Source organism: Microbispora bryophytorum, from assembly GCF_006874465.1.
In the GTDB taxonomy this organism is placed as follows: domain Bacteria; phylum Actinomycetota; class Actinomycetes; order Streptosporangiales; family Streptosporangiaceae; genus Microbispora; species Microbispora bryophytorum.
In genome coordinates, this window is sequence record NZ_VIRL01000009.1 from 218,422 (window position 1) to 238,250 (window position 19,829).

17 protein-coding genes and 1 pseudogene are annotated in these 19,829 nt (G+C 72.3%); 7 read left to right on the top strand and 11 right to left on the bottom strand.

Features of this window, described 5'->3' with window-relative positions:
• Positions 1–17 precede the first annotated feature (17 nt).
• Positions 18–2,255, top strand: coding sequence for a 1,4-alpha-glucan branching protein GlgB (gene glgB, locus FLX07_RS18655; protein WP_142572077.1), 2,238 nt, complete (start codon positions 18–20; stop codon positions 2,253–2,255).
• Between the two features lie 124 nt (positions 2,256–2,379).
• On the opposite strand, the gene FLX07_RS18660 is transcribed toward glgB, so the two are convergent.
• The gene (locus FLX07_RS18660; RefSeq protein WP_142572078.1) at positions 2,380–2,994 is read right to left on the bottom strand and encodes a TetR/AcrR family transcriptional regulator; all 615 of its coding nucleotides are present in this window, start codon (positions 2,992–2,994) and stop codon (positions 2,380–2,382) included.
• A 50-nt stretch (positions 2,995–3,044) separates the two neighbouring features.
• Here FLX07_RS18660 and FLX07_RS18665 point away from each other — a divergent pair, with 50 nt between their 5' ends.
• Positions 3,045–3,683 carry a hemerythrin domain-containing protein gene (locus FLX07_RS18665; protein WP_208762268.1) on the top strand — a complete coding sequence of 213 codons (639 nt, stop codon included), beginning with the start codon at positions 3,045–3,047 and terminating at the stop codon, positions 3,681–3,683.
• A gap of 100 nt (positions 3,684–3,783) precedes the next feature.
• On the opposite strand, the gene FLX07_RS18670 is transcribed toward FLX07_RS18665, so the two are convergent.
• On the bottom strand, positions 3,784–4,767 hold the full coding sequence (locus tag FLX07_RS18670) for an NAD(P)-dependent alcohol dehydrogenase (protein ID WP_142572079.1): 984 nt from the start codon (positions 4,765–4,767) through the stop codon (positions 3,784–3,786).
• Positions 4,768–4,877: 110 nt separating this feature from the next.
• Positions 4,878–5,156 (bottom strand): hypothetical protein, encoded by a 279-nt coding sequence (locus FLX07_RS37830; RefSeq protein ID WP_229689836.1) that lies wholly within the window; start codon positions 5,154–5,156, stop codon positions 4,878–4,880.
• A gap of 13 nt (positions 5,157–5,169) precedes the next feature.
• Here FLX07_RS37830 and FLX07_RS18675 point away from each other — a divergent pair, with 13 nt between their 5' ends.
• Positions 5,170–5,628: a DUF2306 domain-containing protein gene (locus tag FLX07_RS18675; protein ID WP_244311161.1), complete on the top strand. Its 459-nt coding sequence runs from the start codon at positions 5,170–5,172 to the stop codon at positions 5,626–5,628.
• A 3-nt stretch (positions 5,629–5,631) separates the two neighbouring features.
• Here FLX07_RS18675 and FLX07_RS18680 read toward each other — a convergent pair.
• Positions 5,632–6,846: pseudogene (locus tag FLX07_RS18680) on the bottom strand (MFS transporter); the annotation flags it as partial.
• Between the two features lie 134 nt (positions 6,847–6,980).
• Between FLX07_RS18680 and FLX07_RS18685 the strand changes: the two are divergent.
• The gene (locus FLX07_RS18685) at positions 6,981–7,916 is read left to right on the top strand and encodes a LysR family transcriptional regulator (protein ID WP_142572081.1); all 936 of its coding nucleotides are present in this window, start codon (positions 6,981–6,983) and stop codon (positions 7,914–7,916) included.
• Positions 7,917–7,970: 54 nt separating this feature from the next.
• Here the strand turns inward: FLX07_RS18685 and FLX07_RS18690 are convergent, their stop codons facing one another.
• Together FLX07_RS18690 and FLX07_RS18695 are read right to left on the bottom strand one after the other, a co-directional pair.
• Positions 7,971–8,648 (bottom strand): response regulator, encoded by a 678-nt coding sequence (locus FLX07_RS18690; protein ID WP_142572082.1) that lies wholly within the window; start codon positions 8,646–8,648, stop codon positions 7,971–7,973.
• A gap of 32 nt (positions 8,649–8,680) precedes the next feature.
• Complete coding sequence (locus FLX07_RS18695; RefSeq protein WP_142572083.1) at positions 8,681–9,820, bottom strand: sensor histidine kinase; 1,140 nt, start codon at positions 9,818–9,820, stop codon at positions 8,681–8,683.
• A gap of 202 nt (positions 9,821–10,022) precedes the next feature.
• Between FLX07_RS18695 and FLX07_RS18700 the strand changes: the two genes are divergently transcribed.
• Both FLX07_RS18700 and sppA read left to right on the top strand, forming a co-directional pair.
• Complete coding sequence (locus FLX07_RS18700; RefSeq protein ID WP_142572084.1) at positions 10,023–11,693, top strand: glycosyl hydrolase family 18 protein; 1,671 nt, start codon at positions 10,023–10,025, stop codon at positions 11,691–11,693.
• A 115-nt stretch (positions 11,694–11,808) separates the two neighbouring features.
• Positions 11,809–13,500, top strand: coding sequence for a signal peptide peptidase SppA (gene sppA, locus FLX07_RS18705; protein ID WP_142572085.1), 1,692 nt, complete (start codon positions 11,809–11,811; stop codon positions 13,498–13,500).
• A 37-nt stretch (positions 13,501–13,537) separates the two neighbouring features.
• Here sppA and FLX07_RS18710 read toward each other — a convergent pair whose 3' ends face one another.
• The gene (locus FLX07_RS18710; protein WP_142572128.1) at positions 13,538–13,999 is read right to left on the bottom strand and encodes a flavin reductase family protein; all 462 of its coding nucleotides are present in this window, start codon (positions 13,997–13,999) and stop codon (positions 13,538–13,540) included.
• A gap of 246 nt (positions 14,000–14,245) precedes the next feature.
• Between FLX07_RS18710 and iolD the strand changes: the two genes are divergently transcribed.
• A complete protein-coding gene (gene iolD, locus FLX07_RS18715; RefSeq protein ID WP_142572086.1) occupies positions 14,246–16,096 on the top strand; it encodes a 3D-(3,5/4)-trihydroxycyclohexane-1,2-dione acylhydrolase (decyclizing) in 1,851 nt (616 codons plus the stop codon).
• Positions 16,097–16,252: 156 nt separating this feature from the next.
• Here iolD and FLX07_RS18720 read toward each other — a convergent pair whose 3' ends face one another.
• Genes FLX07_RS18720 through FLX07_RS18735 form a run of 4 tightly spaced genes read right to left on the bottom strand, consistent with a single transcriptional unit; the run spans position 16,253 to position 19,628 of the window.
• Positions 16,253–17,173 (bottom strand): ABC transporter substrate-binding protein, encoded by a 921-nt coding sequence (locus FLX07_RS18720; RefSeq protein WP_142572087.1) that lies wholly within the window; start codon positions 17,171–17,173, stop codon positions 16,253–16,255.
• Between the two features lie 39 nt (positions 17,174–17,212).
• Positions 17,213–17,875 (bottom strand): ABC transporter permease, encoded by a 663-nt coding sequence (locus FLX07_RS18725; RefSeq protein WP_142572088.1) that lies wholly within the window; start codon positions 17,873–17,875, stop codon positions 17,213–17,215.
• Positions 17,872–18,546, bottom strand: a complete 675-nt coding sequence (locus FLX07_RS18730) for an ABC transporter permease (protein ID WP_142572089.1) — start codon at positions 18,544–18,546, stop codon at positions 17,872–17,874. Before FLX07_RS18730 ends, FLX07_RS18725 begins: the two co-directional genes overlap by 4 nt.
• Complete coding sequence (locus tag FLX07_RS18735) at positions 18,543–19,628, bottom strand: ABC transporter ATP-binding protein (RefSeq protein WP_142572090.1); 1,086 nt, start codon at positions 19,626–19,628, stop codon at positions 18,543–18,545. The genes FLX07_RS18730 and FLX07_RS18735 overlap by 4 nt, the downstream gene beginning before the upstream one ends.
• Positions 19,629–19,829 lie beyond the last annotated feature (201 nt).

Genomic DNA, 19,829 nt, shown 5'->3' on the forward strand with positions numbered 1-19,829 from the left:
AGGGCAGGTTGGGCGACATGGACTTGGACCGGCTGGCGGGGGGCGCTCACCACGACCCCCACTCCATATTGGGGGCCCATCCCGGGCCCGACGGCGTGACGATCAGGGCCCTGCGCCCTTTCGCCGAGAAGGTCGAGGTGCTGGCCGACGGGTCGGCGCACGAGATGAGCCATCTCGCGTTCGGGGTGTTCGAGGTGACGCTGCCCGGCGTCGACAAGGTCCCCGACTATCGCCTGCGCATCACCTATCCCGACGCGCCGTCGTACGAGACGGACGATCCGTACCGGCACTGGCCGACCCTGGGCGAGCTGGACCTCCACCTGATCGGTGAGGGCCGGCACGAGCGGCTGTGGGAGGTGCTCGGGGCGCGGGTGACACGTCACGAGGACGTGGACGGGACGGCCTTCTCGGTCTGGGCGCCGAACGCGCAGGGCGTGCGGGTGATCGGCGACTTCAACCACTGGAACGGGGCCGCCCACCCCATGCGCTCGCTCGGCCGGACGGGCGTGTGGGAGCTGTTCCTCCCGGAGATCGGCGAGGGCACGCGGTACAAGTTCCAGATCCTCGGCCTCGACGGGATCTGGCGGGAGAAGGCCGACCCGATGGCCCGCCGCACCGAGGTGCCCCCGGCGACCGCCAGCATCGTCGAGAGGTCCGCGTACGAGTGGCGCGACGAGGAGTGGATGGCCGCCCGGCCGTCCCGCGACGCCCTCGCCGAGCCGATGAGCACCTACGAGGTGCACCTGGGCTCGTGGCGGCCCGGCCTGTCCTACCGCGACCTCGCCCGCGAGCTGGTCGGCTATGTCACGGACATGGGGTTCACCCACGTGGAGTTCATGCCGGTCGCCGAGCACCCCTTCGGCGGCTCGTGGGGCTACCAGGTGACCTCCTACTACGCCCCGACCTCGCGATTCGGCTCCCCCGACGACTTCCGCCACCTCGTTGACGAGCTGCACCGCGCCGGCGTCGGCGTCGTCGTGGACTGGGTGCCGGCGCACTTCCCGATGGACGAGTGGGCGCTGGCCCGCTTCGACGGCACGCCGCTCTACGAGCACGCCGACCCCGCCCGCGGCACCCACCCCGACTGGGGCACCTACGTCTTCGACTTCGGCCGCAACGAGGTGCGCAACTTCCTCGTGGCCAACGCGCTCTACTGGCTCAAGGAGTTCCACGTCGACGGCCTGCGGGTGGACGCCGTGGCCTCGATGCTCTACCTCGACTACTCACGGCGTGAGGGCGAGTGGACCACCAACGTGCACGGCGGCAGGGAGAACCTCGACGCGATCGAGTTCCTCAAGGAGATGAACTCCGTCGTCTACCGCGAGGAGCCGGGCATCGTGACGATCGCGGAGGAGTCGACCGCCTGGCCCGGCGTGTCGCGGCCCGTCCACCTCGGCGGGCTCGGCTTCGGCTTCAAATGGAACATGGGCTGGATGCACGACTCGCTCAGCTACATGTCCCGTGAGCCGGTCTACCGGCAGTATCACCACCACCAGGTGACGTTCTCCCTGATGTACGCCTTCTCGGAGAACTTCGTGCTGCCGCTGTCGCACGACGAGGTCGTCCACCTCAAGGGGTCGCTGCTGGGCAAGATGCCGGGCGACGAGTGGCAGCGCTTCGCCAACCTGCGCGCGCTGTACGGCTTCATGTGGGCCCACCCCGGCAAGCAGCTGCTGTTCATGGGCGGCGAGTTCGGCCAGGGGGCCGAGTGGTCGGAGGCGAACGGCCTCGACTGGTGGGTGCTGGACTTCGACTACCACCAGGGCGTACGCCGCCTGGTGAAGGACCTGAACCGCGTCTACCGTGACTCGCCCGCGCTGTACTCGCGCGACAACACCCACGAGGGCTTCCGCTGGATCGACGCCGACGACGCCCCGGGCAACGTGCTGTCGTTCCTGCGCTACGGCGCGGACGGCTCGGTGCTGGCCTGCGTCGCCAACTTCTCCGGCGCCCCGCACGACGACTACCACCTCGGCCTGCCCACCCCCGGGCGCTGGGAGGAGATCCTCAACACCGACGCGTACGAGTACGCCGGGAGCGGCGTCGGCAACATGGGCGCGGTCGAGTCGGTCGAGGAGCCGCGGCACGGGCTGCCCTGCTCGGCCCGGCTGCGCGTGCCGCCGCTCGGCGTCGTCTGGCTGCGGCCGGTGGAGAGCCCCACGGCCGTGAGCCCCGAGATGGACGAGACGGCGGAGAAGCCGGAGGCCGCGGCGGGCACCGAGCCCGAACCCGAGGGCCTGGTCGCCGAGCTCTGACGCACGGCCGAAGTGGACGAGGCGGGCCCGGGAAAGGCCGGTCAGACCGTGCCGACCACCGCCGATTCGCGGCCCGCTCGGCCCGCGCGGGCCGAGCGGCCGTTCGCGCGGCCGAAGGTGAGGCTCACGGCTCTTTCAGCAGCGCCTCCTTGGCCGAGGCGGCGAGCCATCTCTCCGCGCGTTCGAAGTCCCAGCCGCGTTCGCCGACGAGAAGGAACCAGGAGCGCTGCCCCAGGTAGAACCAGAGGACGTCGAGGGCCGAGGCGCGGTCCAGTTCAGGACGGAGAGCGTCCAGCTTCACCAGCCGGTCGGCCACCACGGCGAGCGCGTTGAGATATTCGCCGTTGGCCTTCTCGGTCACCTCGACGCCGGACGCCTCTCCCAGACCGCCGTGGAGCAGCCCGAACAGGACGTCCCAGTGCCGTTCGTGGGTGGCGCGGGTGCCGGCCGCGGTGATGTCGACGATCTCACGGGGATCCGTCGCCGCGACCGCCGCCTTGAGGGTGTCGGTAACGCGCCGGTCGTGCACCGCCGGGGCCAGGATCTCCGCCAGGATGGCTGCCTTGCCGCCCGCGCTGCTGTACACCGTCTGCACCGCCACCTGCGCCGCTTTGGCGATCTGCGACACCGTCACGGCGGTGTACCCGTGCGCGGTGAAGAGGTCCCGGGCGGCGCCGATGATGGCACGGCGGGTGTCGGCGGCGGCGTCGGCGCGACGCGGAGAGTGATACCTGTTCACCCCGCAATAGTAGAAGTGTCTGTTGACTGAAGCTTCCTCTAATCAATAGTGTGCCGCTCGTGCAAAATTCAACTACTGAGCCCGTAGCGGTCATCGAAACCCGCCTCGCCCACGACACCCACCGCGCCGCCTCGGCACTGCTGGCCGACGCCGCCGAGCGGCCCTCGGTCCCCGGCGCGGCCCTCACCGAGCTGCGCGACTTCCTGGTGGCCAACCTGCACCACCACCACGAGAGCGAAGACCGGGAGCTGTGGCCCCTGGTCATCGCCGCCTCCTCGGAGCGCGCCGGGGGACTGGCCGCGCTCAGCACCGAGCACGAGGAGCTCGACGCGGCCCTCGACGCCCTCGGTTCCATGCCGGTCGAGGACGGCGCCGGCCGGGACGCCCTGGCGAAGGCCGCGAGCGCGGTGCGTGACATCGTTGATCGCCACCTCGCCCATGAGGAGCCCCTCCTGTTCCCTGCGCTGCGCGAGATGTCCCCCGAGACGTGGGACGCGTTCTCCGAGCAGGTGATCGCCACCACCCCGCCCGTCGGCGCCCACCTCATGGTCGGCTTCCTTGACCAGGTCGGCACCGCGGAGGAGGTCGAGATCCTGTTGTCCCGGCTGCCCGGGCCGCTCCAGCAGTTCGTGCCGCAGATGCGCCTTCAGGCGAAGGAGACCTTCGCCGCCCTCGCCCCCGGGAAGTGACGGGCGCCTCTCCCCTGTGTGATGACGCGGCGGCAGTATCGGGTGCGTGCCGCCGCTCGGCGTCGTCTGGCTGCGGCCGGTGGAGAGCCCGACGGGCGGCTCATACCGTGACGACGACCTTTCCGGGGGCGTGCCCCTGCTCCACGTACGCGATGGCCGCCGGGATCTCGCCGAACGAATAACTGCGGTGGACCACCGGGGTGACCTTGCCGTCCTCGATGAGTTCGGTCAGCCGCATCAGGTCGCCCCGGATGTTCCCGGCGCCGACCACCTGGGTCATGACCACGCGCTGGGACACGAACGGCGACACCGCGAGCGTCGCGAGAGTGTGGCCGACGGGTTGCAGCCACCGTCCGGCCGGCCCGCCGACGACGACGTGCGTCCCCCGGGGCTTCAGCACCCGCGCGCAGGCCCGCAGCGAGCGGGTGCCCGCGATGTCGAGCAGCAGGTCATGGCGCGGCCCGCGCCGGGTGAAGTCCTCCTTCGTGTAGTCGACGACCTCGTCCGCGCCGATCGACCGCACCAGGTCGGCGTTCCGCCCGCTGCACACACCGGTGACCTCGGCGCCGAACGCCTTGGCGAGCTGCACGGCGAACGTCCCCACACCACCCGAGGCCCCGTTCACGAGAACGGCGTGGCCCGCCTGGACCCCTCCCTGGTCGAGCGCCATCAGCGCGGTGACGGCCGCCAGCGGCACCGCGGCCGCCTGCTCGAACGACAGGTTCTCCGGCTTGCGGGCCAGCGCGCTCTCCGGCACGCACACGTACTCGGCGAAGCCGCCCTGGGTGAGCAGCGCGAACACCTCGTCGCCCGGGCGGAACCCCGTGACGCCCGCGCCGACCGCCTCGACCTGTCCCGCCACGTCGGCGCCCAGGATGCCGATTCGCGGCCCGCGCGGGCCGAGCGTGCCGCCCATCAGCCGCGCGGCGTACGGCTCGCCTCGCATGTGGTGCCAGTCGTACGGCTGGACGGAGGTGGCGCGCACCCGGACCAGCACCTCGCCGGGGCCGGGCACGGGGGTGCCGACGTCGGTGAGCTCCAGGACGTCGGGCGGACCGTACGAGCGCAGGACGTAGGCCTTCATGGGATTCTCCTCGTCACCTCGGCGGTGGGGAGTGCCAGCGTAAGAAGCGCCGCGCGCAGGGCGTATCAGCCGAAAGTACGCCCGATCGGCAGCCGATCGGGCGGGGCGGATCAGGCCGTTCCGCCGATGAACCGCCGCCCCCTCGGGGGCCACGATCGGCGCATGACCGAATCGACACAACGGCCCACGCTCGCGCGGAGCGGCGCGTCGGGCCGCAACCGCAGGGCGGGGTGGCTCGTGCCCACCGCGCTGATCGCGCTCAGCGCCGTCCCGGCGATCGCCGGCTCCACCCGGCTGGGGCAACTGGCCGGCGGCGGGCCGATCACCCAGGACAGCGCCAGGTATTTCGCGACGCCCGCGCCCGTCGTCGCGCACATCGTCTCCGTCACCCTCTTCAGCGTCCTGGGGGCCCTCCAGTTCGCCCACGGACTACGCCGCCGCAGGCCCGCCTGGCATCGCGCCGCCGGGCGGCTCGTGGTTCCGTCCGGGCTCGTCAGCGCGTTCTCAGGTCTGTGGATGACGCTGTTCTATCCCCCGTTGCAGAACGACAGCGCCCTCCTCGTGGGCCTGCGGCTGGTGTTCGGCACCCTCATGATCGTGTCTCTCGTCCTCGGCTTCGCGGCGATCCGGCGCCGGGACGTCGCCCGTCACCGCGCGTGGATGACGCGGGGCTACGCGATCGGCATGGGCGCGGGCACCCAGTTGCTGACCGTCGGTCCCTGGATGGCGCTGGCCGGCGAGCCCGGCCCGCTCCCCCGGGCGCTGCTGATGGGCGCCGGGTGGGTGATCAACCTCGTCGTCGCGGAGTGGGCCGTCCGTAGAGGCCCCACGCTTCCGGCTCTGTCCCGGGGGGCGAGGTAAGCGGCTCATACTCGCCGCGGCACGCCGGGGAAGCAGCAGCGGGGTCGCCAGCAGGAGCACGCCGGCCAGGCCGATGGCCGTACGCGGGCCGAGCAGGCCGCCCAGCACGCCCCAGACGGCCGTCAGGAGCGCGGTCGAGGCCTTGGTCGTCACCGTCCAGGCGGACAGTGTGCGGGCGATCCGGCCGGTCGCGGTGCGTTCGAGGCGGTAGGTCGCGCAGACGGGGTTGAAGACCCCGCAGCAGAAGATGAGCCCGAGCTCGACGCCCATCACCAGCAGCAGCCCTCCGGTGCCCGGCCCCACGAAGGCCAGGCCGACGAGCCAGAGCGCGCGCAGCGCCCCGGAAACGACCAGGACCCGGTGCTGCCCGAACCGGGTGACGAGCGGCCGGGCCAGCCGCGAGCCCAGCAGCCCGCCGATGGAGGGCGCGGCGAAGGCGAGGCCGTACTGCCACGGTTCGAACCCGAGCCGGCCGAGCATCAGGACGGCCAGCAGCGCGTCGGCGGCCATCACCAGGCCGTTGAACACGGCGGTGTTGAAGAACAGCGGACGCAGCGTCGCGTCGGCGAGGATGTACCGCCAGCCGTCGAACAGGTCCCCGGCCCGCGGGCGCGCGGCCTCCCCGCGCTCGGGCCGCGGCTCCCGGCCGCCCGTCGCGCGGATGCCCACGGCCGACAGCAGGTAGCTGACCGCGTCGGCCACCACCGTCGCGACCGGACCGAGGAGCCCGATCGCGGCGCCGCCCAGCGGCGGTCCGACGATCGTGGTCGTCCAGGCCGTGGACTCGAATCGGGCGTTGGCGACCAGCAGGTGCTCGGCCGGCACCAGCGACTTCAGGTACGCGCCGGAGGCCGCGCGGAAGGTGATGTCGGCCGCCGCGACGACGACCGAGACCAGCAGGAGCTGGACGAGAGAGAGCACGCCGAGCGCGAACGCGGCGGGGATCGTCAGCAGCGCCGCGAACCGCACCAGGTCCGTCCCGATCAGCACCGGCCGCTTGCGGCGGAACTCCACCCACGGGCCCAGCGGCACCGCCACGGCCGCGCCCACCGCGGCCCCCACCGAGGCCAGCGCCGCGACCTCCGCCGGCCCGGCGTGCAGCACCTGGACCGCGATCAGCGGGAACGCGCCGAAGGCGAGCCACGTGCCGAGCGCGCTGGTCCCGTACGCTGCCCAGAGCCACCCGAACCGCCGCCCCAACCAGTGCCCGTTCCGCATGTCCGACGCCCCCCGTCACTCACCCGCACAACCGATTCGCGACCGGAAGCATCAAATCGAGCACCATGGCCGGGGATCAAACAACGGCAAAGCCACCGCGCCACAACCGATGGTTGTATCCATAGGGTGTCCGCATGGACATCGAGACCGTCCGGACCTTCGTCGCCGCCGCCGACGCGGGGCAGTTCCAGGAGGCCGCCGCCGATCTGGCGGTCACCCAGCAGGCCGTCTCCAAGCGCATCGCCGCGCTGGAGCGCGACCTCGGCGTGCGGCTGTTCACCCGCACGCCGCGCGGCGCCGAGCTCACCATCGACGGGCAGGCGTTCCTGCCCCACGCCCGTGAGCTGCTACGCGGCGCGGAGCGCGCGGTCGCGTCCGTGCGCGCCGGCCGCCGCCCGCTGCGCGTCGACATGATCGCCTCGCGCAGCGCGGCCTCGGGCCTGATGCGCGGCTTCCACCGCGCGCACCCCGACATCGACCTCGACGTGGTGATGCTGTTCGATATCGAGAAGGCCGTCGCCGCCATCCGGTCCGGCGCGATCGACGCGTCCTTCCGCGCCGTCGCCATGCCCGGCCGGCCCCTGCCCGAGGACATCGAGGCCGTCCGGGTGCTCGACGAGCCGCTCCAGCTCCTCACCGGCCCGGCCCACGCGCTGGCGGGCGCCCGGTCGGTGACGGTCGCCCGGCTCGCGGGGCACCGCATCTGGATGCCCGGCATCGTCCCCGGCACCGAGTGGGCCGCCTACTACGACGACCTCGTCGCCGAGTTCGGCCTCACGATCGAGGCGACCGGCCCCAACTTCGGCTCCGACGCGCTCCTCGACACCATCGCCGACACCCCGGCCCTGGCCACCTTCATGGGCGGGCACACCCGCCTCGTCTGGCCCGCCGGATACGACCTGCGCCGGATCCCGGTGACCGACCCCGTGCCCGTCTACCCGCACTCGCTCCTGTGGCGCCGCGACGACCCCCACCCCGCGCTGGCCACCCTCCGCGCCCACCTCGCCGCCGCGGCGGGAGGCCACGACGCCGCCGGGACCTGGGCGCCGGGCTGGGCGGTCTCGCGCTGAACGCCGCGGTCTCGCGCGGAACGCCGCCGCCTCGCGCCGGAGCCGAGGCCCCGGTCAGCTCCTGACCCGGCCGGTCTCGTAGGCCCAGATGGCGATCTCCACGCGGTTGCGGGCGCCGAGCTTGGCCATGAGGCTGGCGATGTGGGTCTTGACCGTGCTGAGCGAGATGTGCAGCTCGGCGGAGATCTCCACGTTGGTCCGGCCGCGCGCCACGGCGGCGAGGATCTGCTCCTCCCGGTAGGTGAGCGCCTCGATGGGCCGCGCCGCCGACGCGGCGGGACCGGTGCGGGCGAAGGCCCCGAGCAGCCGCGCGGTGACGCTCGGGGCGATGAGCGCGTCGCCGCCGGCGGCGGCGTGCACGGCCTGCGCGAGCATGTCGGCGCCGGCGTTCTTCAACAGGAACCCCCGGGCCCCCGCTCTCAGCGCCGCGTAGACGTACTCGTCGAGGTCGAACGTGGTGATGACGACGACGGCGAGGGGGTCGGCGACGTCCGGTCCGGCGAGGGACCGGGTCGCCTCGATGCCGTCGGTCCCCGGCATGCGGATGTCGAACAGGCACACGTCGGGGCGCAGCCGCCGCGCGAGCTCGACGGCCCGCCGCCCGTCGGGGGCCGTGGCCACGACCTCGATGTCCGGCTGAGCGTCGAGGATCATGGAGAGCCCGGTGCGGACGATCTCCTGGTCGTCGGCGATCAGCACCCGGACGCCGCGCCCGCCGGCTCGCTCGCTCATGCTGTGCCCACCGGTTCGCTCGCTCCGCTCGCTCATGCGGCCCCGGCCCGGGGAAGCACCGCGGTCACCGTCCACCCCCGATCGCGGTCCGGGCCGGCCACGCACGTGCCGCCGAGCAGGTTCGCGCGCTCGCTCATGCCGATGATCCCGTATCCCGGCGGCGCGCCGGGACGGGTGGAGCCCCCGTCGCCGTCGTCGCGCACGCACAGGCGCACCGCCGTCTCGTCGGCGGCGACGCGCACCTCGACCCTGGTGGCGCGACGCGCGTGCCGTACGGCGTTGGTCACCGCCTCCTGGGCGATGCGGTAGACCGCCGACTCGATCGACGGCGACAGGCCGTCCAGGTCGCCCGACATCTCCACCTCGACCGCCGGGTGGTGGGAGCCGCCCCGGCTCGCGAGCCGTTCGAGCTCGGAGATGCGCCGGCCGGGGGTCAGCTCCGCCGGCCGGTCACGGCGCAGGACACGGACGATGGCGCGCATCTCGTCGAGAGCCCGTGCCGCCTCGGCCTCGATCACGCGGAGGGCCTCGGCCGCGGCGTCCGGCCGCGACGCCGCCGTGGCGAGCCCCGCCTGTGCGCGGATGGCCATGGCGGAGACGTGGTGCGCGACCGTGTCGTGCAGGTCGCGGGCGAGCTGCTCGCGCATCAGCAGCTTGACCTGGTCCAGCTCGCGCATCCTCGCCCCGGCCCGATAGCGGAAGACGCCGCCCAGGCTGGTGGTCGCGAGCATGACGGCGAACGGCCCGACCACGTCGGGCAGGGCGGCGTGATTGACGAGCACGGACAGACCGGCGGCGACGAGCATGATCCCCGAGCCGGTCACGATCTCCCTGCCCGACCCCCACCGGAACAGCGCGTACGGCAGGATCAGCATGTATCCCAGCGTGTACACGTCGAGGGTCGCGCCGGTCGCGAGGACCGGGATCACATCCGTCGCGACGAAGCAGATCGCGAGCATCGCCAGCGGCCGGGTCCGCCGCCACAGCAGGGTGGGGACCAGCCCGGCGGCGACGGCGACCTCGAGGAGCCGCCACGGAAGGTCCGGCCGCAGCACCCCTTCGAGCACCGCGAGCGGCACGAGCACCCCGACGAGCGCCCAGTCCCGCCACACGCGTACCGGTGGTTCGGGGGGACGGGGCTCGGACCACACGGAGCGGACGAAGCCGTGCACCGAATCATGGTACGAGAGCCGGCGCCCGCCGCGCCGCCCCCGTGTGGAGACTGTCCTGTCGCCCCGGGCCGGGGCGACCTTAGCGGAGGCTTAAACGACGATTAGAGGGCGACGAGGGCGTTGACCCCTTGGCGGTCCGTGCTTACTCTCCTGACTAATAGGAAACTTTCCTGTCCTTTACCCCCCAAGAGCAGGAGCTCCGTTGCGAAAGATCCTCCTAGGGTCAGTGATCGCGGGCGCCGCGTTACTCGCCCCGCTCGCGCTCGGAACCGCGACCGCCGCCACCCCCGCCACCGCCGCCTACACCGTCGACTCCGACTGGGGCTCCGGCTTCCAGGGCAAGTTCACCGTGAAAGCCGGGTCGGACGCCCTGCCGAGCTGGACCGTCGAGGTCGACATGCCCTCGGGCGCGACGATCAGCTCGGCCTGGGACGCCGCCATGACCAGGAGCGGCAACCACTACACGTTCAAGAACCCCACCTGGAGCGTCGGCCTCGCGGCGGGCGCGTCGGCGAGCTTCGGCTTCATCGGAGCGCCCGGCGGCTCGACCCCGCTGAACTGCACGCTGAACGGCGCGCCCTGCACCGGCGGGCCGACCGCCTCCCCCTCGGCCGGCCCGAGCAGGAGCCCGAGCCCCAGCCCGTCCGCCTCGCCCTCGCCGTCCGCGTCGCCGTCCGCGTCGCCGTCCGCGTCGCCCTCTGCGTCGCCCTCGGCGTCGCCCTCGGCGAGCCCGAGCACGCCCCCGCCGCCCGGCGGCAAGAAGGTGCTGGGCTACTTCGCCGACTGGGGCGTCTACGGCCGGCAGTATTTCGTGAAGAACATCGTGAGCAGCGGCTCGGCCGCCAAGCTCACCCACATCAACTTCGCCTTCGGCAACGTGACCAACGGCCAGTGCGCGATCGGCGACTCCTACGCCGACTACGACATGGCCTACACCACGGCCAACAGCGTGGACGGCAAGGCCGACACCTGGGACAACCCCAACGCGCTGCGCGGCGCGTTCAACCAGCTGCGCAAGCTCAAGGCGATGTACCCGAACATCAAGGTCCTCTACTCCTTCGGCGGCTGGACCTGGTCGGGCGGCTTCGGGCAGGCGGCGGCCAACCCCACCGCGTTCGCGAACTCCTGCTACAACCTGCTGAAGGACCCGCGCTGGGCCGACGTGTTCGACGGCATCGACATCGACTGGGAGTACCCGAACGCCTGCGGCCTGAGCTGTGACACCAGCGGTGCGGCGGCGTTCAAAAACCTGATGGCGGCCCTGCGGGCCAGGTTCGGCTCCAACTACCTCGTCACCGCCGCGATCACCGCGGACGGCACGAGCGGCGGCAAGATCGACGCCGCCGACTACGGCGGTGCGGCGCAGTACCTCGACTGGTACAACGTCATGACCTACGACTACTTCGGCGCCTTCGCCGCGCAGGGCCCGACGGCACCGCATTCACCGCTCACCTCCTACTCCGGCATCCCCACCGCCGGGTTCTACTCCGACGCGGCCATCCAGAAGCTCAAGAGCAAGGGCGTGCCGGCGAGCAAGCTCCTGCTGGGCATCGGCTTCTACGGCCGCGGCTGGACCGGCGTCACCCAGAGCGCGCCCGGCGGCACCGCCACCGGCGCCGCGCCCGGCACGTACGAGGCGGGCATCGAGGACTACAAGGTCCTCAAGACGAGCTGCCCGGCCACCGGCACGGTCGCCGGCACCGCCTACGCCAAGTGCGGCTCGAACTGGTGGAGCTACGACACCCCCGCCACGATCGGCGGCAAGATGACCTACGCCAAGAACCAGGGTCTCGGCGGGGCCTTCTTCTGGGAGTTCAGCGGCGACACCTCCAACGGTGAACTGATCACGGCCATGGCCGGCGGCCTCAGGTGACGCGGCCCAACGGACCCAAGTAACCGCTTCGACCCGATCGGGGCCCCCGCGCGTCTCGCGTGGGGGCCCTGATGATCCGGCCATCCCGGCTAAACCTTCGCTTATGGTGGCATTTATGGACGCGACGAGGACGATCGTAGAAACGGTCGGCAGGCTGCGGCAGCGCCGCACCGCGCCGCTCGTGCTGGAACTGGACCTGACCGAAGGGCTGTCGGAAGGCCCGCCCGCCGACCCCGTCACCGCCCTGCTGTCCATGCGCAAGACGCGCCTCGCCGAGGTGCTGTCGGGCCTGCGTCGCGCCCGCAAGGACCCTCGCGTCACCGCGCTGATCGTCAGGATCGGCGGCAACCCCCTCGGCCTCGGCACGGTGCAGGAGCTGCGCACGGCCGTGGTCAAGCTGCGCGCCGCGGGCAAGCGGACCGTCGCGTTCGCCGAGACGTTCGGCGAGTTCGGCGCCGGCACGGTGCCCTACTACCTGGCCAGCGCCTTCGAGCGGGTCTACCTCCAGCCCTCCGGCGACGTGGGCCTGACCGGGGTGGCGCTGGAGCAGCGGTTCCTGCGCGACGCGCTCGCCAAGGCCGGGGTGGAGTATCAGATCGGCCAGCGGCACGAGTACAAGACCGCGGCCAACACCTTCACCCAGAACCACATGACCGACGCCCACCGCGAGTCGGCCGGGCGCATCGCCGAGTCGGTCACCGAGCAGATCGTCGCCGGCCTCGCCGAAGGCCGCGGCCTCGACCCCGAGCGGGTGCGCGAGCTGATCGACCAGGGCCCGTTCATCGGGTCGGAGGCCGTCGAGGCCGGGCTCGTGGACGGGCTGAAGTATCGCGACGAGGTCTACGCCGAGACCGTCGACGACGGCGCGCACCTGCTCTACGTGTCGCGCTACGCCAAGAGCGCGCTGTCCGGCCGGCTCCCCCACCCCGGGGCGGCCACGGTCGCCCTGGTCCACGGCAGCGGCATGATCCGTCTCGGGCGCAGCGGACGCTCACCGCTGGGCGGCGGGGGCGCCATGGGCTCCGACACCATCTGCGCCGCCCTGCGCTCGGCCCGCCGGGACGAGAAGGTCAAGGCCATCGTGTTCCGCGTGGACAGCCCCGGCGGGTCGTACGTCGCCTCCGACGCGATCTGGCGGGAGGTCGTGCTGGCGCGCCGGGCGGGCAAGCCGGTCATCGTGTCGATGGGCGACGTGGCGGCCTCCGGCGGCTACTTCGTGTCGATGGCCGCCGACGTGATCGTGGCCCAGCCGGGCACGCTGACCGGCTCGATCGGCGTGTTCGGCGGCAAGCCCGTCGTCGGCGAGCTGCTCGGCAAGCTCGGCGTGGTGACCGAGTCGGTCGCCGAGGGCGCCAACGCCGGGATGTTCTCACCGTCCACCGCGTTCTCCGACGACCAGTGGGAGCGGGTGAACGCCTGGCTCGACCGCATCTACGACGACTTCGTGGGCAAGGTGGCGCAGGGCCGCGACCTCACCAAGGAGCGGGCGCACGAGCTGGCCAGGGGCCGGGTGTGGACCGGCGCCGACGCCAGGGCGGCCGGCCTCGCCGACGAGCTCGGCGGCCTGGAGGACGCCCTCTCGCTGGCCCGTCGCCGGGCCGGGCTGCCCGACGACACCCCCGTACGGACCTATCCCCGCATGCACCCCTTGGAGCGGCTGCGCCCGCCGGAGTCCAGCGAGGACAAGTCGGCCGCGCTCGCCCGGGTGCGCCTGGAGGCGTGGGGGCCGCTGGCGCGGATGGCCGGGCAGCTCGGCCTCCCGGCGTACGGACCGCTCGTGCTGCCAGGCCACTGGACGATCCGCTGACGCGGTCCCCGGTCGTGCACGCTCCCTGCCGACGGGGTCAACTCTGGACGAGCCGGTAGCGGGAGCGCAGCCGTACGAGCGGGGCCCTGGAGGCGTCGACGTAGTCGACCCCGAGGACCTCCCCGATGAACAGCGTGTGATCGCCGGCCGGGACGACCTGGATCGTCTCGGCCTCGATCGCCGCCGCTCCGCGCTCCACGACCAGCGCCTCGCTGTGCGCGCCGCGGTGGTGGGCCACCCCGGCCAGCAGGAGCCGGGCGCCCGGCCGTCCGGCCGTGGCGAACCTGGAGGCGACCGCCTGCTGGCCGTCCGTGAGGACGCTCGCGGCCCAGCGGTCCCTGCGCAGCAGCACCTCGGCGAGATAGCCGGCCGAGTCGAGGCTGATCAGCACGAGCGGCGGGTCGAGCGACACCGACATCAGGGTCGCGACCGTCGTGCCCAGGTCGTCGCGGTCGTCCTTGACCGTCACGACCGCCACGCCCGCGGCGAGCTGCCCCATGGCCTCGGTGAACAGTCCCTGCCCAGGTCCCACACCCGGCTCCTTCCCTTCCGGCGTGTGACTGTGCCACCGGTGGCCGGGACGCGCAACCGATCTCCTGACCGCGCGTACGGGGGCTGTCCCTGCCCACCGTCCGCCAGGAGAGGAGACGGCCACCCCACGCGCCTGTTCGGGGACTCCCCCTCGAACCCCGGGAATGTCATCCGGGAGGACGCCCTCGTGGCGAGGCGGGCTGGGAGGTGTCTCATGAGGAACACGACGAGGCTCACGGTGGCCCAGGCGCTGGTGCGGTTCCTGGCGCGGCAGTGGACCGAGCGCGACGGTGTGGAGCGTCGGCTGATCGCCGGGTGCATGGGCATCTTCGGGCACGGCAACGTCGCGGGCATCGGCCAGGCCCTGGCCGAGCAGGGCGCGGGCACCCGCGATCCGCTGCCCTACTACCCGGCCCGCAACGAGCAGGCCATGGTGCACACGGCCGTCGGCTACGCCCGGCAGTCCGACCGGCTGTCCACGCTCGCCTGCACCAGCTCGATCGGGCCGGGCGCCACCAACATGGTCACCGGGGCGGCGCTGGCCACCATCGACCGGCTGCCGGTGCTGCTGCTGCCCGGCGACCTGTTCGCCACCCGGGTCTCCTCGCCGGTGCTGCAGGAGCTGGAGGACCCCCGGTCGTACGACGTGAGCGTCAACGACTGCCTCAAGCCCGTCAGCCGCTTCTGGGACCGGGTCAACCGGCCCGAGCAGCTTCCGGCGGCGCTGCTGGGGGCCATGCGGGTGCTCGCCGACCCCGCCGAGACCGGGGCGGTGACGCTGGCGCTGCCGCAGGACGTGCAGGCCGAGGCGTACGACTGGCCCGAGGAGCTGTTCGCCCGCAGGGTCTGGCACGTGGCCCGGCCGGTTCCCGAACCCGCCGCCCTGACCAGGGCCGCCGGGCTGCTGCGCGGCTCGCGCCGCCCGCTGATCGTCGCCGGGGGCGGGGTCAGGTACAGCGGCGCCTGCGCCGAGCTGGCCCGCTTCGCCCGCCGCCATGGCGTGCCGGTGGCCGAGACCCAGGCCGGCAAGGGCGCGGTGCCGTACGACCATCCGTGCGCGGTCGGCGCGATCGGGCACACCGGGACCCGCGCGGCCGACACCCTGGCCCGCGAGGCCGACCTGGTCATCGGGGTCGGCACCCGCTACAGCGACTTCACCACCGCCTCGCGGACGCTGTTCCGGCAGGCCGGGTTCCTCAACGTCAACGTGGCGGCGTTCGACGCGGCCAAGCACGCGGCCGAGACGCTCGTCGCGGACGCGCGGGAGGCCCTGAGGGCGCTCGACGACGTGGACTGGCGGGCCGACCCCCGCTGGACGGCCCGGGCGGCCGAGCTGGCGGCCTCGTGGCAGGCCGAGACCGACCGGTTCTACGGCGGGACCGAGCTGACCCAGCCGGTGGTGCTCGGCGTCCTCAACGCGGTCGCCGCGGGCGGGGTGGTGGTCACCGCGGCCGGGTCGATGCCGGGCGACCTGCACCGGCTCTGGCGGGCCTCCGGCCCCGGGCAGTATCACGTCGAGTACGGCTACTCCTGCATGGGCTACGAGATCGCCGGAGGTCTGGGGGTGAAGCTCGCCGCCCCGGAGCGTGAGGTGTTCGTGCTCGTCGGCGACGGGTCCTACCTGATGATGGCCCAGGAGATCGCCACCGCCGTGCAGGAGGACGTGAAGCTCGTCATCGTCCTGGTGGACAACCACGGCTTCGCCTCGATCGGCGCGCTGAGCGAGTCGGTCGGCGCGCTCCGGCTCGGCACCGCCTACCGCACGCGCGGCCCGGACGGCCGGCTCGACGGGGAGCGGCTGCCGGTGGACCTCGCCGCCAACGCCGCCAGCCTCGGGGCCGGTGTGCTGACGGCGGCCGATCCGCGGACCCTGCGGGCCGCGCTCCTCAGGGCCGTCGCGTCCCCCCGCACGACCGTGGTCCACGTCGAGACGGTCCCCGGCCCCGCACCCGCCGCCGAGGCGTGGTGGGACGTGCCGGTGGCCGAGGTGTCCGGGCTCGCCGAGGCGCGCGCCGCGCGCGAGCGCTACGACGAGGCCAAGCGGGAGCAGCGGCCCTATCTCTGACGGGGTGGACGCTCGCGTTCGCCGGTCCCCTCGACGTCATCGACCGTCGGGTGCGCGCAGACGAACGCCCCCCGGTTCGGAGCGTGAGCCATGCTCCACCGGGAGGCGTTCGTCTACATGCTCCGTGTCGGAGCAGCGTTCACATGCTCGCTCCGCTCAGAGCAGGCCGTTCTGCGTGAGCCAGTCCTTGGCCACCACGGGCGGGTCGTCCTTGTCGACGGAGATCCGCTTCATGAGACCGACCAGCGTCTCGGTGTCCAGCTTGGCGGAGACCGCGTTCAGCGTGGAGGTCACGGTGTCGTTGACCCCGGCCTTGTAGACGAGGGGCGTCACGTTCTCCGAGCCGAAGGCGTTCTTGTTGTCCTGGAGCGGCACGAGGTCGTTCAGCACGATCTTGGGGTCAGTGGTGAACACGTTGCCCACCTGGACCGTGCCGCTCTTGATCGCGTCAGCGGTGGTGTCGCCGGTGGGCTTCCACTGCTTGAACTCCAGGCCGTAGACGTTCTTGAAGTTCTCCTCCTGACGCTCCTTGAACTCCGGCGGACCGCCGACGACGAAGTCCTTGCCCACCTTGGCGAGGTCCTCGATGGTGCTGAGCTTGTACTTGTCGGCCGTGGCCTTGGTGACCGTGAGCGAGTTGTTGTCCTCGGCCGCCGCGGGCTCCAGCACCTCCAGCTCCGCGGGCAGCTTGGCTTTCAGGCCCGCGAGGATCTCGTCCTGGGTCCTGGCCGTGCTCGACTTGTCGACGAACGCCAGCAGCGACCCGGCGTATTCGGGCAGCACGGTCAGGCCGCCGCTCTTGACCTGGTCGTAGACGACCTCGCGGCTGCCGATGTTGGGCTTCTCCTCGACCGTGACCCCCTTGGCCTGGAGGGCCTGGGCGTACATCGAGGCGAGCAGGACGCTCTCGGGGAAGTTGAAGGAGCCGACGACGACCTTCGCGGCGGCGGCGTCGCCCGCGCCCGACGCGGACGGGGCGGCGGAGGCGGTCGTGGAGAGGGGGTCGGAGCCCCCGCAGGCCGATAACGTGAACGCCGCGGTCAGGGCGACCACCGCGACGCCGAAGATTCGTCTCATACGAAAAAATCCCTTCATTATAGGGCGGTAATATCGAGATTAGCGGATCTGACGGACACCGGGCGAGACGGCCACCCGGTCGAGCAGGAGGAAGGCGAACTGGACGGCCAGGGCGAGCGCGGCCACCAGGACCGCTCCCCCGATCACGTCCGCATAGGTCTTGGTGGCCAGGCCGTCGATGATGAACCGGCCGAGCCCGCCCAGCCCGACGAACGCCGCGACGGTGGCGGTCGAGACGACCTGGACGGCGGCGAGGCGCAGGCCCAGCAGGATCAGCGGCAGCGCGACGGGGGTCAGCGTCTGGAGCAGCACCTGACGTCCCCGCAGACCCATGCCGTAGGCGGCGTCGCGCAGGTCGGCGTCCACCCCCCGCACGCCCTCGTACGTATTGACCAGGATGGGCGGGATCGCCAGCACGACCAGCGGGATCAGCACCGGCAGCACGGTGCCCACGCCCGCCAGCAGCACCACGAGCACGAGCAGGCCGAGCGTCGGCAACGCCCGGGCGGCGTTCGCCGCGATCACGACGAGCAGCGCGCCGCGGCCGGTGTGGCCGATGAGCATGCCGAGCGGCACGGCGATCAGCGCCGCGATGAGGAAGGCCGCCGCCGAGAACTCCAGGTGCTCAAGCAGCCGGGCCGGGATGCCGTCCGGGCCCGACCAGTGCGCCGCGTCGCCGAAGAAGCCGGCCAGCCAGTTCACGCCGTCCTCCTCGCCCGGGACCAGGGGGTCAGCAGTCGCTGGGCGAGCACGAGCAGCCCGTCGGCGAGCACGGCGAGCAGGACGATGAGCGCGATCCCGACCACGATCGGCGTGTAGAACTGCCGCTGCCAGCCGTCGATGAACAGGTTGCCCAGCCCGCCCTGTCCGATGAGCGCGCCCACGCTGACCAGGCTGATGCTGGAGACGGTCGCGACCCGCAGCCCGGCCAGGACCACCGGCACCGCCACCGGCAACTCGACCCTGAGCAGCCGGCGCGCGGGCCGGAACCCCATCGCCACCGCCGACTGCCGCACGGGATCGGGCACCGAGGCCAGGCCGTCCACCACGGCGGGGATCAGGACCGCGAGCGCGAAGAACGTCAGCGGGATGACGACGGTCGACCGGGTGAGCCCGGTGACCGACAGGAAGATCGAGAACAACACCAGGGACGGCAGCGAGTAGGTGACGTTCATCAACGCGGCCGTCGGCTGGTAGAGCCAGCGCCAGCGCACACAGGCCAGGCCCAGCGGCAGAGCCACGACCAGCCCGAACAGCACGGGCAGGAAGGCCATCACGATGTGGTTCTCCAGCAGGGCGCTGATCGCGGTGGGGCCTCCGTTGGCCCAGTTGCGCGCGATCCAGTCCCAGCGGACCAAAGGCTCGTCGGTCACGCCGGCGCCCCCTCGGAGTCGCCGGCGCCGGAGGAGGAGCCGCCGCCCGATCCGCCGGGGGCGGGGCCCGTTGCGGGCGGCGCGTACTCGCCGAGCAGCTTGTCGATCGAGTCCCGGCCGGCCACGCCGCGCACGCGGCCCTCCTCGTCCACCGCGACCGCGGTGCCGTTGGGCGACAGCAACGCCGCGTCGAGCGCCACGCGCAGCGAGTCGGTCTCGGGATTGAAGGTGCCGTACGCCGCGAGCCCGTCCGCGGTCCGCCAGCCGAGCGCCCTGCCGTCCTCGTCGATCACCAGATCGGACGGCGACGGGCTCAGCCGCATCTCCTTGGCCGAGATGAACGACAGCCGCCGGATGCCGCGGTCGCGGCCGAGGAACTCGCGGACGAAGTCGTCGGCGGGCTCGGTGAGCAGCGTGGCCGGGCCGGCCATCTGGGCCAGCCGCCCGCCGACGCGCATGACGGCCACCGTGTCGCCGAGCTTGACCGCCTCGTCGATGTCGTGGGTGACGAACACGATCGTCTTGCGCAGCTCCAACTGCAGCCGCAGTAACTCGTCCTGGAGGCTGGCCCGCACGATCGGGTCGACGGCGCTGAACGGCTCGTCCATGAGCAGCACCGGCGGGTCCGCCGCGAGCGCCCGCGCGACGCCGACGCGCTGCTGCTGCCCTCCGGAGAGCTGGAAGGGGAAACGGCCGGCCAGGGCGGGGTCGAGCCCGACCAGTTCGAGCAGCTCCATCGCGCGGCTGCGGGCCTTCTTCTTGCTCCAGCCCAGCAGGTACGGCACCGTCGCCACGTTGTCCACGATCTTGCGGTGCGGGAACAGGCCCGCCTGCTGGATCACGTACCCGATGCCGCGGCGGAGCGTCGGCGGGTCGATCTCGCGCACATCCTGACCGTCCAGCGTGATCCGGCCGGAGGTGGCGTCGATCATGCGGTTGATCATCCGCAGCGACGTGGTCTTGCCGCAGCCGGAGGGGCCGACGAACACGGTGATCGCACCCGTGGACGCCTCCAGGCTGAGGCCGTCAACGGCCACCGTTCCGTCCCGGTAGCGCTTGGTGACGTCTTCGAACGTGATCACGCCATCTCGCCCTTCGAAAGAGTGTGCGATCAAGTCAACACCAAGGGGGCCACTCGCTCTTCCCCGTTAACCCCCCGGATATCCAACGCGACCCGTTCCGGACACTCCCCCCGGCGGCCAGCCTACGGTGGGATGCTCCGATATCCGGGCCTAGATATCTATCAATAGGGCATCTCATGATGCGGGGCGTGGCGATGTGTT